13 protein-coding genes are annotated in these 13,504 nt (G+C 72.6%); 4 read left to right on the top strand and 9 right to left on the bottom strand.

What is annotated here, in order from left to right:
* The 3 genes from ACGFYY_RS12735 to ACGFYY_RS12725 are packed head-to-tail and all read right to left on the bottom strand — an operon-like array spanning position 1 to position 2,886.
* Positions 1-642: a lactate utilization protein C gene (locus ACGFYY_RS12735; protein ID WP_365265185.1), complete on the bottom strand. Its 642-nt coding sequence runs from the start codon at positions 640-642 to the stop codon at positions 1-3.
* The gene (locus tag ACGFYY_RS12730) at positions 632-2,134 is read right to left on the bottom strand and encodes a lactate utilization protein B (protein ID WP_393708836.1); all 1,503 of its coding nucleotides are present in this window, start codon (positions 2,132-2,134) and stop codon (positions 632-634) included. Before ACGFYY_RS12730 ends, ACGFYY_RS12735 begins: the two co-directional genes overlap by 11 nt.
* Positions 2,131-2,886, bottom strand: a complete 756-nt coding sequence (locus tag ACGFYY_RS12725; RefSeq protein WP_393708834.1) for a (Fe-S)-binding protein — start codon at positions 2,884-2,886, stop codon at positions 2,131-2,133. The genes ACGFYY_RS12730 and ACGFYY_RS12725 overlap by 4 nt, the downstream gene beginning before the upstream one ends.
* Before the next feature lie 18 nt (positions 2,887-2,904).
* On the opposite strand from ACGFYY_RS12725, the gene cobF reads away from it, so the two are divergent.
* A complete protein-coding gene (cobF, locus tag ACGFYY_RS12720) occupies positions 2,905-3,657 on the top strand; it encodes a precorrin-6A synthase (deacetylating) (protein WP_365265181.1) in 753 nt (250 codons plus the stop codon).
* Here the strand turns inward: cobF and ACGFYY_RS12715 are convergent.
* Positions 3,644-4,804, bottom strand: coding sequence for an aminotransferase class V-fold PLP-dependent enzyme (locus tag ACGFYY_RS12715; protein ID WP_365265179.1), 1,161 nt, complete (start codon positions 4,802-4,804; stop codon positions 3,644-3,646). The genes cobF and ACGFYY_RS12715 overlap by 14 nt on opposite strands.
* A complete protein-coding gene (locus ACGFYY_RS12710) occupies positions 4,801-5,754 on the bottom strand; it encodes a LysR family transcriptional regulator (RefSeq protein WP_393708831.1) in 954 nt (317 codons plus the stop codon). Before ACGFYY_RS12710 ends, ACGFYY_RS12715 begins: the two co-directional genes overlap by 4 nt.
* Before the next feature lie 124 nt (positions 5,755-5,878).
* Here ACGFYY_RS12710 and ACGFYY_RS12705 point away from each other — a divergent pair, with 124 nt between their 5' ends.
* Positions 5,879-6,223, top strand: coding sequence for a YybH family protein (locus ACGFYY_RS12705; RefSeq protein WP_393708951.1), 345 nt, complete (start codon positions 5,879-5,881; stop codon positions 6,221-6,223).
* A 129-nt stretch (positions 6,224-6,352) separates the two neighbouring features.
* Positions 6,353-6,988, top strand: a complete 636-nt coding sequence (locus tag ACGFYY_RS12700; protein ID WP_365265175.1) for a VOC family protein — start codon at positions 6,353-6,355, stop codon at positions 6,986-6,988.
* Between the two features lie 73 nt (positions 6,989-7,061).
* Here the strand turns inward: ACGFYY_RS12700 and ACGFYY_RS12695 are convergent, their stop codons facing one another.
* A complete protein-coding gene (locus tag ACGFYY_RS12695; protein ID WP_393708829.1) occupies positions 7,062-8,729 on the bottom strand; it encodes an endo-1,3-alpha-glucanase family glycosylhydrolase in 1,668 nt (555 codons plus the stop codon).
* A 481-nt stretch (positions 8,730-9,210) separates the two neighbouring features.
* On the opposite strand from ACGFYY_RS12695, the gene ACGFYY_RS12690 reads away from it, so the two are divergent.
* Complete coding sequence (locus tag ACGFYY_RS12690; protein WP_393708827.1) at positions 9,211-9,624, top strand: hypothetical protein; 414 nt, start codon at positions 9,211-9,213, stop codon at positions 9,622-9,624.
* A gap of 68 nt (positions 9,625-9,692) precedes the next feature.
* Here ACGFYY_RS12690 and ACGFYY_RS12685 read toward each other — a convergent pair whose 3' ends face one another.
* The 3 genes from ACGFYY_RS12685 to ACGFYY_RS12675 form a co-directional block, all read right to left on the bottom strand.
* Complete coding sequence (locus ACGFYY_RS12685; protein WP_393708825.1) at positions 9,693-10,469, bottom strand: hypothetical protein; 777 nt, start codon at positions 10,467-10,469, stop codon at positions 9,693-9,695.
* A 61-nt stretch (positions 10,470-10,530) separates the two neighbouring features.
* Entirely contained in the window at positions 10,531-11,064 is a 534-nt protein-coding gene (locus ACGFYY_RS12680) for a GNAT family protein (RefSeq protein WP_365265167.1), read from the bottom strand.
* 197 nt (positions 11,065-11,261) lie between these two features.
* Positions 11,262-13,481: an NADP-dependent isocitrate dehydrogenase gene (locus tag ACGFYY_RS12675; RefSeq protein WP_393708822.1), complete on the bottom strand. Its 2,220-nt coding sequence runs from the start codon at positions 13,479-13,481 to the stop codon at positions 11,262-11,264.
* Between the last annotated feature and the right edge of the window lie 23 nt (positions 13,482-13,504).

Below are 13,504 nucleotides of genomic sequence, written 5' to 3'. Positions count from 1 at the left end.
TCATTGTGTCCCGGGCGTCGCCGCCAGCAGGATCACGTCCAGTCGGCGGGGGCCGTGGACGCCCTCCACCCGGTCCAGTTCGATGTCGCTGGTGGCGGAGGGGCCTGAGATCAGGGTCAGGGGGCGGGTCGGGTCCAGGAGGGGCAGGGCCTGCGGGACGGAGTCCACCACCTGGTCCGGTACTCGGATCACACAGATGTGGTGGTCCGGGATCAGGGTGATGCGGCGCCGGCCCTGGTCGGGGCCGCCGTCGAGGACGATCGTGCCGGTCTCGGCGACGGCCAGGGCGCAGCCGGTGACCACGCTGTCGACCCGGTCCAGTTCGTACGGGGTGGAGCCTTCCCGGTCGGGTACGAGGGTGGGCCCCTCGGTCGGGAGCCAGTGCGGGGGCAGGCCGGGCGGGGCGAGCACCGACCGGGCGCCCCGCTCGGCGAGCAGCCGCGTCAGCAGCGCGGGGAGTTCCTCAGCGTCGGTGCGGTGGACGACGGCCCGGTACTCGGCGAGGTGGGTGGCGAGCAGGTCCACCCGCTGCGCCGGGGTGCGGTCGCCGTGGACGGGGAGGTAGTCGCGCGGGATCTCCGGGGACGGGCCGTCGGGCAAGGCCCGGCGGATCCGGCCCAGGATGCGGTCCTTACCGCTCATCGCGGGTGCTCCGTTCCCGGGCCCACCAGTCGCGGAAGGACTCCGGCGGCACGGTGGGCAGTTCGCGGCTGTCGGTCCAGGCCCGCCCGGCCCCGGGGAGCCGGCGGGGGGCCAGCCGCCGGGCCCTGGCCAGCAGGCGCTCCCCCGCGCGCAGGGCCCCCGGGTGGTCCAGGAGCAGCCGGGCGGCGCGCATGGCGGCCCGTTCGGCGGTGCGGCCGTCGGCGGGGCGGAGGGTGACGCGGATGCCGTCGCGGGTCACCGGGCCGCCCTGGGCGACCCGTTCGCGGAGGTGGACGAGCACCTCGGGGATGTCGATGGCGACCGGGCAGACCTCGTAGCAGGCTCCGCACAGGGTGGAGGCGTAGGGCAGTGAGGCGTCGATCTCGCTGCCGGTGCCGCGCAGTTGGGGGCTCAGGATGGCGCCGATGGGGCCCGGGTAGACGGAGCCGTAGGCGTGGCCGCCGGCGCGTTCGTAGACCGGGCAGACGTTGAGGCAGGCGGAGCAGCGGATGCAGCGCAGGGCCTGGCGGCCGGTCTCGTCGGCGAGGGTGTCGGTGCGGCCGTTGTCGAGGAGGACGAGGTGGAAGGCGGTGGGTCCGTCGCCCGCGGTGGTGCCGGTCCACATCGTCGTGTACGGGTTCATCCGCTCGGCCGTCGAGGAGCGCGGCAGTGTCTGGAGGAAGATCTCCAGGTCACGGAAGGTGGGCACGACCTTCTCGATGCCGACGACGGAGATCAGGGTCTCGGGCAGCGTCAGGCACATACGGCCGTTGCCCTCGGACTCCAGGACGACCATCGTGCCGGTCTCGGCGACCATGAAGTTGGCCCCGGACACGGCCACCTTGGCGCGCAGGAACTTCTCGCGCAGGTGCAGCCGCGCCGCCTCGGCGAGTTCCCGTGGGTCGTCGCCGAGGGCTGCGGGGGCCGGCCGGCCCCAGTCGCCCATCTCGGCGCGGAAGATGTCGCGGATCTCGGCCCGGTTGCGGTGGATGGCCGGAACCAGGATGTGGGAGGGGCGGTCGTGGCCGAGCTGCACGATGAGTTCGGCGAGGTCGGTCTCGTACGCGGCGATCCCCGCGGCCTCCAGGGCCTCGTTGAGTCCGATCTCCTGGGTGGCCATGGACTTGACCTTGACGACCTCCCGTTCTCCGGTGGCGCGGACCAGGTCCGTGACGATCCGGTTGGCCTCGTCCGCGTCGGCGGCCCAGTGGACGGTGCCGCCGGCCGCCGTGACCGCCTCCTCCAACTGCAGCAGGTAGCGGTCGAGATGGTGCAGCGTGTGGTCCTTGACGGCCTTGCCGGCGGCGCGCAGTCGGTCCCAGTCGGCGAGTTCGGCGACGGCCCGGGCGCGTTTGTCGCGGATGGTGTGCGTGGCGTGCCGGAGGTTGGCGCGCAGCACCTCGTCGTGCACGGCCTCGCGCGCCGCCTCGGGAAAGGCGGGCGGGGCGGGCGGGGCGGGAAAGCCCGGCATGCCCAGGTGGGTGCCCGTCACGACAGCGGTTCCTCCTCGGTGGCGGCCAGGATCTCGGCGAGGTGCAGGGCCCGCATCGGGCTGTCCGCGCGGCGGAGCAGACCGTCCAGGTGGGCGAGGCAGGAATGATCCGCGCCGCACAGCACCTGGGCGCCGGTGCCGGCCGCTGCCGTGATCTTGTCGGTTCCCATGGCGGTCGAGACGTCGGCGTTTTTGAGCGCGAAGGTGCCGCCGAAGCCGCAGCACTCCTCGGCGCCCGGCAAGTCGACCAGGTGCAGCCCCTTGACCGCGGCCAGCAGCCGACGCGGCCGGTCCCCGAGCCCCAGGCCGCGCAAGCCGTGACAGGAGGGGTGGTAGGTGACGGTGTGCGGGAAGTACGCGCCGACGTCGGTCACCCCGAGCACGTCGACCAGGAACTCGGTCAGCTCGTACACGCGCGGCGCGAGGGCGGCGGCCGCCTCGGCGAGTTCGCCACCGCGCCCCTCGGCCGCCGCCTTCCGGCCGATGCGCGGGTAGTGCTCGCGGATCATCGCGGCGCAGGATCCGGACGGGGTGACCACGTACTCGTGTCCGGCGAAGGCCCGCGCGGTGCGCCGCATCAGCGGTTCCGTCTCGTGCCGGTAGCCGGTGTTGTACTGCGGCTGGCCGCAGCAGCTCTGGGCCGCCGGGAAGTCCACGCCGACCCCGAGCCGCTCCAGGAGGCGTACGACGGCGATGCCGGTCCGCGGGTAGAGCGCGTCGTTGACGCAGGTGACGAACAGGGCGGCGCGCATGATGGGCACAATAGCCCGGTGAAGAAGTTCTCAGTGATCGGCATAGGCGCGGGCGACCCGGACCATCTGACCCTCCAGGCGGTCAGGGCGATCGGCGCGGCGGACGCATTCCTCATCCTGGAGAAGGGCGAGGAGAAGGCGGATCTGACCGGGCTGCGGCGGGCGATGCTCGACGCGCACGCCCGTCCCGGCCACCGGCTGGTGGAGGGCCGCGACCCGGACCGGGACCGGACGCCCGCCGACTACACCCCGACGGTGGACGGCTGGCGCAGCGCGCGGGCCGAGCTCTTCGAGCGCTTCATCGCGGAGGATCTGGCGGACGGCGAGACCGGGGCGTTCCTGGTGTGGGGCGATCCGTCCCTCTACGACTCCACGCTCGCGATCCTCGACGAGGTGCTGGAGCACGGCCGGGTGGCCTTCGAGCACGAGGTGGTGCCCGGCATCAGCAGCATCTCGGCGCTGCTGGCGCGGCACCGGACCACCTTGAACCGGGTCGGTCGTCCGGTCCAGATCACCACGGGGCGCCGGCTGGCCGAGGGCTGGCCCGAGGACGTGGACGACGTGGTGGTGATGCTGGACGCGCGGCACGCCTTCACCGCCCACCTGGACCAGGACCTCTACATCTACTGGGGGGCCTACGTCGGCACCCCGGACGAGATCCTGGTCTCGGGCAAGCTCGCGGAGGTCGCCGGGCGGATCGAGGAACTGCGCACCGAGGCCCGCGCCCGCAAGGGCTGGATCATGGACACCTACCTGCTCAGGCGCGGCTGAGGTAGGACGGGAGGACGGCGGCGAGGCGTTCGTACTCCTCGGGGCGGTTGTAGATCTGGCCGCAGACGCGGATGCCGCCGCCGCCCGGCCAGGGCCAGATCAGTACCCGGATGCCCTGCTCGGCCGCGATCCGCTCACGCAGCTCGCGGGCCCGGTCCGGGGTCTCGGCGACCCCGGCCGGCAGGCGCAGGGTGCGCATGGCGAGGGCCTCGCCGGGCGGGAGCGGGGTGAGCCCGGGGAGGCGGCCGAGGAGGGCGGCGCCGTACGCGGCGAGCGCGCTGTTGTGGGCCCGGACCTCGGCCGCGTCGAGGCGTTCGAGGAGGTCGAGCCCGTCGGGGGCGGCGAGCCAGCCGGTGTAGTCGGCGGTGGCGCGGTTCTCGACGGAGCGCGGGAAGCCGTGCTGGTCCTCCCAGGACGGTACGAGGGCCCGGATGCGACCGCGGTGCTGCGGGGCGACGGCCAGAACGGCGGTGCCGGAGGGCGCGTAGCCCCATTTGTGGAGGTTGCCGAACCAGAAGTCGGCGCCGCCCGCGAGGGGGTCGGCCAGCATGCCCGGGGCGTGGGCCCCGTCGACGACGGTGGTGACCTCGCGGGCGCGCAGGTCCGCGAGGAGTCGGGGCGAGGCGATGATCCTGGCCGTCGGCGAACTGACGTGGTCGAGTACGGCCACCCGCGTACGGGGTGTCAGCGCGGCCAGCACGGTCTCCCGTACGGCGTCCTCGTCGGGCAGGTGGGGGTCCAGGGCCACGGTGGTGACGGGGGCGCGGCGGGCGGCGGCCGCGACGACGGTGCCGTAGCCGTGGTCGGTGACCAGGATCTCGTCGCCGTCGGCGAGCGGGACGGCGTCCAGGGCGAGGTTGGCGCCCTCGGTGGCGTTGGCGATGAAGGCGATGCCGTCGGGGTCGGCGCCGAGGTGCGCGGCGATCCGGGTACGGGCCTCGGCGAGCCGGTCCGGGACGGCGATGAAGAAGGCGTCGGGGTCGGCGTGGACCTCGGCGCGGAGCGCGGCCTGGGCCTCCTGCACGGGGACGGGCACCGCGCCGAAGGAGCCGTGGTTGAGATGGGCGACGCGGGGGTCCAGGCGGAACAGGGCGGGCCCGCCGGGGAACTCCTGGGCGGACCCGGCGTGACGTATCGGCTCGGTCACTGTTCCTCCGGGGATGCGGCGTGGCTGTCCTTCGGATCATCTCCCGCCGCCGCGGGCTCCGGTAGACCGCCACCGCCGCCGAAGGCCCGGCGCGCGTACGCGAGCAGCTCGCGCACGGCGGGACCGTGCGCGTCCCGCCAGACCAGGCAGAGCAGGGCGGGGATGTCGATGTCGTCGATGACGCGGGCGCTGAGGCGGTCGCGGTAGCTCTCGGCCATGGACTCGCTGAGGACGGCGACGCCCAGGCCGCGTGCGGCGAGGTCGGCCATGGCGTCCGCGGCTCCCGCCTGCAGGGCGATCACCGGCCGGAGCCGTTGTGCGGCACAGGCCTGGTCGAGGACCGTGCGCAGGCCGGTGCCCGCGGGCATGCAGATGACCGGGTGGTCGGCGAGGTCGCGCAGGGTGACCCGGCGTCGGTGGGCCAGCGGGTGATCGGGCGGGACCGCGACGACGAGTCGCTCGCTGACGAGCGTGAGGGCGTCCAGTCCGGCCGGGGCGGCGGTCGCGGTCCCGATGAGGGCCACGTCGACCGTGCCGGCGCGGACCCCGTGGACGAGCCGGTCGGAGTGGTCCTCCAGCAGGGCGATCTCCACGCCGGGGTGGGCCCGGTGGAAGGCGGCGAGTGCGTCGAAGAGCGGGGTGACGGTGCAGCCGACGACCATGCCGACCGTGACCCTGCCCCGGATCACACCGGCCACGTCCCCCACCGCCTGGCCCACCGCCGCGGCGGCGGCGAGCGCGGCCCGGGCGGGTGCGAGCGCGGCCGCTCCGGCGGCGGTGAGGGTGGCCGTACGGGCCGAACGGTCGAACAGCTCGGCGCCGAGCTCCCGTTCCAGTTGGCGGATCTGGGCGCTGACCCCGGACTGGCTGATGTGCACCCGCTCGGCCGCCCGGGTGAAGTTCTGCTCCTCGGCGACGGCGACGAAGTAGGCGAGCTGCCTCAGTTCCATGACTGTGGATTCTAGTGACCAGAAGATCCATCTGTTGGACTTCTGGTCACGGGAAGATCAGGCTGGAGGCACGAAGCGCAGCGGACGTACCCACCCCCAGGAGGCAGTCGTGTACGAGAAGGCGATGCGGCCCGAGGACATCACCCGCCTGTTCGTCGAGCGTTCCAATGCCGGTGACGCGGCGGGGGTGGCCGCGCTCTACGAGGAGGACGCGGTCATGGCGTACCCGCCCGGGCAGCTGACGGTGGGCCGCGAGGCGATCCGCGGCCTGTGGGAGAAGGTGCTGGCCCACCGCCCCGTCTTCGAGCCCGAGGCGCCGCTGCCGACGCTGGTCAGCGGTGACATCGCGCTGACCTCGACCCCGCCGAAGGACGGTTCCGGCGCCCGTGCGCAGGTCGTCCGGCGTCAGGCGGACGGCAGCTGGCTACGTCTGCTCGACCAGCCGGAATTCGTCCCGCCGACCGGCTGACCGCCGCGCGGGAGCCTTCGGCCGGTACGACGGTGCTCGATCCGCTCAACGGCTGAATCCACGGCGGACACGGCCGGGCGGCGGGCGTGGCGTCGGGATCCGTGCGGGTCGTCGGGGGACGATGCCGCGGTGCGACTTGATCACGTGTCCTATGCGGTGGCCCGCGACAGCTTCGTCTCGACCGTCCAGTGGATCGGATCGGCTCTTGGCGCCGGGTTCGTCGACGGGGGCGTGCACCCGCGATTCGGCACCCGCAATTTCATCCTCCCGCTGAGCGGCGGCACCTACGTCGAGGTCGTCACGACACTCGACCACCCCGCCGCCGACCGCGCGCCCTTCGGCCAGGCGGTCGCGCGCCGCGCCGCCGAGGGAGGCGGCTGGCTCGGTTGGGTGGTCTCCGTCGACGACATCACCCCGGTCGAGGCCCGCCTCGGCCGCACCTCGGCCGAGGGCCACCGTGTCCGCCCCGACGGGTTCGACCTGAGGTGGAAGCAGATCGGCCTGCTGGAACTGCTGGACGACCCGCAACTGCCCTATTTCCTCCAGTGGACGGTTCCCGTCGAGGAACGCCCGAGCGCCGACCCGCGCACCTCCACCACCATCCACGGGGTCTCCATCGCCGGCGACGCCGCCTCCATCGCCGAATTCCTCGGCGAACCGGCCGACCACCCCCTCGACCAGATCGACGTCACGTGGGTCGAGGACGACGAACCGGGCCTGGTCTCGGTCGAGTTCGCCACCGCCCACGGTCCGGTCACGATCTGACCGAGGCCCGACCGGCCACCTGGGTCGTCTCCTTCGGGATCTTGTCGGCCCGGCAAAATCCGGATGAGACGCCCTAGGAGTCCCGGCCGCTGGTCGCCGCGTAGTACTGGAGGTCCTGCACCTCCACCTTGTGGTCCACCCGGTACGGCAGGTCGACCTTGACCCCGCCCTTCCCGTCCCGGACGACCTGCGCCGAGCTGGTGCCGGCCTTCAGCGGCAGCAGCTGCGAGTGCAGCCCGGCGGGTGCCTCGTAACCGCCGTCCACGCTGCCTACGCTCGTGCGGACGGATCCGGCCCCGGTGAGGAAGCTGAGGACCTCCACCTTGTCCCGGGGCGGGGCGCTCCCCTTGCGGAGCGACATCACCAGCGACTGGTCGCCCGTCGGGTCGGCGTCCGCGAACTGCGTGCGCGCGGACAGGTAGAGGGTGTCCCGGACGATCTTCGGCCAGCCGCCCGTCTTGAACTTGGTCAGGTAGTACGAGGTCAGGTCCAGGTACGCGTAGCCGTTGTGCAGGGAGGGCGCGAACTGGCTGCCCTCCGAGTAGTCGTTCCAGGTGGTGAGCTGCACCCAGTCGGCGCCGTCCTCGATGGCGCGCGTCCAGGTGGAGCGCAGGGTCGCCGTGTTGCCCGCCTCGTCGTAGATGCCCTGGTTGGGGCGCGCGTCCTGGACGGACACCGGCTGCATCCAGATCTTGCCCATGTCATGGGCCCGCCGGACGTCCCGCGTGGAGCTCTCCTGGCCGACGTAGCTGCGACTGCCCCACTCGGAGAAGCCGTGGCTGATCGGGGCGAACTCGCCGCTGTGGGCGCCGAAGTCGAGGAAGAGCGGGACGAAGGCGGTACGGATGCCGTGCTCGGACTTCAGGAGCGCGATGACCTCGGTCCACCAGGTGACGCTCTTCTCCTCCGCCTTGAACGGGGAGACCACGAGGCGGCCGTCGGGGAGCCGGTGGGCGGCGGAGGCGTCGGCGAGGGTGGCGATCGCGTCGGCGAGCACGGCGGGGTCGTCGGTCTTCAGGGAGGTCATGTCCGGCATCAGCATGATCTTGAAGGCCGGGTCCACCGAACGGGCGGCCGCCATCAGCAGGTTGCTGCGGTCCCAGTTCTTGCCGGAGAGGGAGAGCAGGTCGAGGGTGAAGCCGTCGATACCCGCCGCGTGGGCCGTCCGCACCTCCTGCTGGAGGTTGGCGTACTCCCAGTCGCCGCTCTTGGGGGTCACCGGCAGGGGACGGTCGCGCAGCAGGCCGCCGTAGCGGCCGTGCTTCCCGCTCTCGCCGTCGGGGTTCAGGTAGTTGCGGGTGTAGTAGTCCCGGTCCGCGGCCGCGTTGTCGAGGGAGAGCGGGTAGGGGGTGAAGTAGTGGGCGAACACCAGCTTCTTGCCCGCTTCGCCCGAGCGCAGGGCGGCAGGCGCGGGCATGTCGAAGGGCAGGGCTCCGGTGGGGCGTTCGGCCCCGGAGTCCACCACGCCCTCGGGGTTGCCCTTGGCGGCCGCCCCCTTGGTGGGCGCCGGGGGCTCGACGGGGGACGGGGAGCTCGCGCCGGGTGCGCCGGGCGAGCCGCCGGTCGCGGTGGCCGCCGGGAGGCCGGTGCCGGGGGCCGTGGCACCCTGGACGGAAGCCGCGTCGTACGGGTCCCAGGCGATTCCGGTGGCCGTGCAGACACCGACCAGGAAGAAGGCGGAGAGCAGCGTGGCGAGCAGGGGCCTGCGCCCCCGGAGGGCCGACCGGCGTCGGTGCGACACGGGTCCGGCCGCCCGGCCCGCGCCCTGTGCCCGCCGGGCCGCCCGCCCGCCCGCACGATGCCGTGCTCGCCGGTCCGTTCCCCGGTCCGCTGTCATTCTGGTCCCTCCCGCGAATATGCCCCGATGGGGGGCTGCACAGCAGTAGAGCCCAATCCCGGCTTCCGGACAACCGTTCCCAGGGGCCGGAGTTCGGGTGCGTACGTCACACGGATGACGGGAACTACGCCGCCCGTCCGGCGGCCCGTGCGGAGTCCCCACCTGGGCCTCGGCGAACCCGCTCTTCGGAATGCGACATTCCCCTAGCCTTATGGCGCAAGTGGCGCATAATCGTCGTCACGCGGCTCGAATGAACCCTCTTGCCGCACGTGGTCACGCATGCAATGAGGGCATCGTGCCGATGGGGGAATCCGGGGCCATGGGGGAAGCCGGGTCGATGAGGGAACAAGGCTTATCCGGAACGCTGCCGGCGACGTCTGCCGAGATGTCCCGACTGCTCACCGCCGTCCGGCGGGGACGGGTCCTGACCGTGGCGGGAGCCTTCCGTGAACCGCGGAGCCTGCTGGTGCGGGAGATCGCGCGGCGGATCGCGTCCAACTTCTACGACGGGGTGGCCGTCGTCGCCATGAACCCGCACCACGGCGGGTACGGGGTCCGGGAACTCACGGCCGAGCTGGGCTCCGTACCCGGTGTGCACGCGCCGGCCCGAGGGACGGCGAACGCCGCCTCGTGGCTGGCCGAACGGGACATGCTGCTCGTCCTGGACGGCGCGGAGCAGCTCGGCCCGGACGCCTTGGCCTGGCTGCGGAACCTGCTGACCGTGGCACCGGGGCTGCGGATCCTGGCGGCCGGGCGGTCCCCGCTGGCCTTCGAACAGGAGCGGATCCACCGGCTCTGATCCACGGCTGGGGGCATCCTCGGCTCCGGGCGTCCACGGTGCGAGTCCCCCGGGCCTCGTCGCCGGGATCAGCCCAGTTGACGGCTGAGCTGCCGCCACACCGGGGCCGGGCAACGCCCCTGCGGACGGGACTTGAGGAACATCCCGTAGTCGACCAGGCGCGGGGTCCGGCCGAACTCCACCCAGTGGGCGCGGCCTGAGGCCTTGTCCCAGCCGTCGTTGGGGATCCGGATGTGGTCGGCGCGCCCGTCCTTGTCCTTGGTGGTGATCTGGGCGACCTCCACGTGGCCGGGATGGACGGCCAGCACGACGCAGTAGTGGCGCAGCTGTCGCGCCGGATCCTCGCGCAGCGGCACCATGGCCAGCCAGATCTCCCCCGGCGCCGGCCGGTGGGTGCCGACGGCGACGCGCGGGCCGCCGCGGGAGGCGTCCCACCGGCGGACCGCCACGACGAAGGCGAGCGCCACCAGACCGGCGGCCATGCTCTCGGCCACGGCCCGGACGTTCCACACCGGGTACTCCCCGACCCTGCCCTCCGTCCACCACAGCGCCGCGGCGACGAGCGCGAGCAGGGCCGCCGCCCGGACCGGGACCAGCCACCGGGCACCGGTCCGGCGGCGCGACGCGAACAGGGCGAGCAGTAGGGCCACGACGGCCGGTATCGCGTAGACGACGAGGTACTGGCCGAAGCCGTGCAGTCGCTGCGGCGGCGACTGCTCGGCCAGCAGATCGGGCAGGGCCACGGGCACCGCCAGCAGATAGCCGACGGTGGGGAGGACGAACAGCACGAGCAGGAGGCCCAGGCAGCCGATGCCGCCGCAGGACGTGTCGGATCGACGTGCCACAGAACCCCCAGAGCGATGTCGGTGAAGCCTCCCGGGCGCCCCGGGGCACCGACCCCGAACGCTAGCGCAGGGCCCACTCCTCGGCCAGGAGTCCCATGACGACCTCGTCCTGGAAGGCGCCGTACACCCACGCCGACCGGCGCAGCAGGCCCTCCTGCACGAAGCCGGCGGCACCCGCGGCGCGGATCATCGCCGCGTTGTCGGCGAGGGTCTCCAGCTGGAGGCGGCCGAGCCCACGCACGGTGAATCCGTAGCGGCACAGCAGCTGGACGACGTCCTGGCCGAGCCCCCGCCCGCGCATGCCCGGCCGCAGGGAGATGCCGAGGTGGGCGCAGCGGTTGTGGGTGTCGATGCCCCAGAGCAGGGCCTCCCCGGCGGGCTCCCCGGAGGACAGCTCCACCACGGTGAAGACGGCCGCGTCCTCGGTGGGCGCACCCACCTCGTACGGGGAGTGGCCGCCGGTGGCCGACCGCGGACTCCAGGGCCGGGAGTCGGCCCGGGAGCGCGTCACGACGTCGTCGTACAGCTCGGCGTGCAGAACGGGTACGTCCTCGGGGAGGCGGGCGCGCAGGCCGGCCAGGTGTCCGCTGATCACCGGCCCTTCCTGGCCGCCGTCGGGCGCGGGCCGCAATCGGGTTTCGCCGCGCCCGCCCCGGACTCCGCTCCGGACACGACCCCGCATTCCGCTCCGGACACCGGCCTGGACACGACTCCGCCCCGGCCGGGCACGGGGCCGGCCGGGGCGGAGCGGATCACGTCGTCACGGGCGACGCGTGGGTACGGCTGTCGGCATCAGCCCAGGAGGGCGAGCGCCTCGTTGAGGGTCGCGGACGGGCGCATGATCGCCGCGGCCTTCGTGGCGTCGGGCTGGTAGTAGCCGCCGATCTCGGCCGGGGAGCCCTGCACCGCGACGAGCTCGGCGACGATGGTCTCCTCCTGCTCCGACAGGGCCTTGGCGACCGGCTCGAAGGCCTTGGCCAGCTCGGCGTCGTCGGTCTGCTTGGCCAGCTCCTGCGCCCAGTAGGTCGCGAGGTAGAAGTGGCTGCCGCGGTTGTCGATGCCGCCCAGCTTGCGGCTCGGCGACTTGTCCTCGTTGAGGAAGGTGCCGGTCGCGCGGTCCAGGGTGTCGGCCAGCACCTGGGCGCGGGCGTTGCCGGTGGTGGTCGCGAGGTGCTCGAAGCTGGCGGCCAGCGCGAAGAATTCGCCCAGGCTGTCCCAGCGCAGGTAGTTCTCCTTGACCAGCTGCTGGACGTGCTTCGGGGCGGAGCCGCCGGCGCCCGTCTCGAAGAGGCCGCCGCCGTTCATCAGCGGGACGACCGACAGCATCTTGGCGCTGGTGCCCAGCTCCAGGATCGGGAAGAGGTCGGTCAGGTAGTCACGCAGCACGTTGCCGGTCACCGAGATGGTGTCCTCGCCGCGGCGGATGCGCTCCAGGGAGAAGGCGGTGGCCTCGACCGGGGAGAGGATCTTGATGGTCAGACCCTCGGTGTCGTGCTCGGCGAGGTACGTCTTGACCTTGGCGATCAGCTGCGCGTCGTGGGCGCGGTTCTCGTCCAGCCAGAAGACGGCCGGGACGCCGGTGGCGCGGGCGCGGGTGACGGCGAGCTTGACCCAGTCCTGGATCGGCAGGTCCTTGGTCTGGCAGGCGCGGAAGATGTCGCCGGCGGCGACCTCCTGCTCCAGGACCGTGTCGCCCGCGGCGTCGACCAGTCGGACGGTGCCCGCGGTGGCGATCTCGAAGGTCTTGTCGTGGCTGCCGTACTCCTCGGCCTTCTGGGCCATGAGACCGACGTTGGGGACCGAGCCCATGGTGGACGGGTCGAAGGCGCCGTGGGTGCGGCAGTCGTCGACGACGACCTGGTAGACGCCGGCGTAGCTGCTGTCCGGGAGGACGGCGAGGGTGTCGGCCTCGGCGCCGTCCGGGCCCCACATGTGGCCCGAGGTGCGGATCATGGCCGGCATCGAGGCGTCGACGATGACGTCGGACGGCACGTGCAGGTTGGTGATGCCCTTGTCGGAGTCGACCATCGCGAGGGCCGGGCCCTCGGCGATCTCGGCGTCGATCGAGGCCTTGATCGCGTCGCCGTCGGACAGCGCGCCCAGGCCGTTCAGGATCGCGCCGAGGCCGTCGTTGGGCGACAGGCCGGCGGCGGCCAGGGTCTCGCCGTAGCGGGCGAAGGTCTTCGGGAGGAAGGCGCGGACCACGTGGCCGAAGATGATCGGGTCGGAGACCTTCATCATCGTGGCCTTGAGGTGCACGGAGAACAGCACGTTCTCGGCCTTGGCACGCTCGATCTGGTCGTTGAGGAAGGTGCGCAGCGCGTCGACGTGCAGGACGGACGCGTCCACGACCTCACCGGCGAGGACCGGTACGGACTCGCGCAGCACGGTGGTGGTGCCGTCGGCGGCGACGTGCTCGATGCGCAGGGTGCCGGCCTCGGCGATGACGGTGGACTTCTCCGTGGAGCGGAAGTCGTTCTCGCCCATGGTGGCGACGTTCGTCTTCGACTCGGTGGTCCAGGCGCCCATGCGGTGCGGGTGCGTCTTGGCGTAGTTCTTGACCGAGGCGGGGGCGCGGCGGTCGGAGTTGCCCTCGCGCAGGACCGGGTTGACGGCGCTGCCCTTGACCTTGTCGTAGCGGGCGCGGATGTCGCGCTCCTCGTCGGTCTTCGGGTCGTCCGGGTAGTCCGGGAGGGCGTAGCCCTGGCCCTGGAGCTCGGCGACCGCGGCCTTGAGCTGCGGGATCGAGGCCGAGATGTTCGGAAGCTTGATGATGTTGGCTTCCGGGGTCTTCGCCAGCTCGCCGAGCTCGGCGAGGGCGTCGGCGATCCGCTGGCTCTCCTGGAGGTACTCCGGGAAGACGGCGATGATCCGACCGGCCAGGGAGATGTCACGGGTCTCGACATTCACACCGGCCGTCGACGCGTACGCCTGGATCACAGGCAGGAAGGAATACGTCGCGAGGGCCGGGGCCTCGTCAGTGTGCGTGTAGATGATGGTCGAGTCAGTCACCGGATGCTCCGCTCCACAGTCTG

The organism is Streptomyces sp. NPDC048331 (assembly GCF_043201215.1).
Lineage (GTDB): Bacteria > Actinomycetota > Actinomycetes > Streptomycetales > Streptomycetaceae > Streptomyces.
This window is presented reverse-complemented; position numbering and strand designations above follow the sequence as displayed.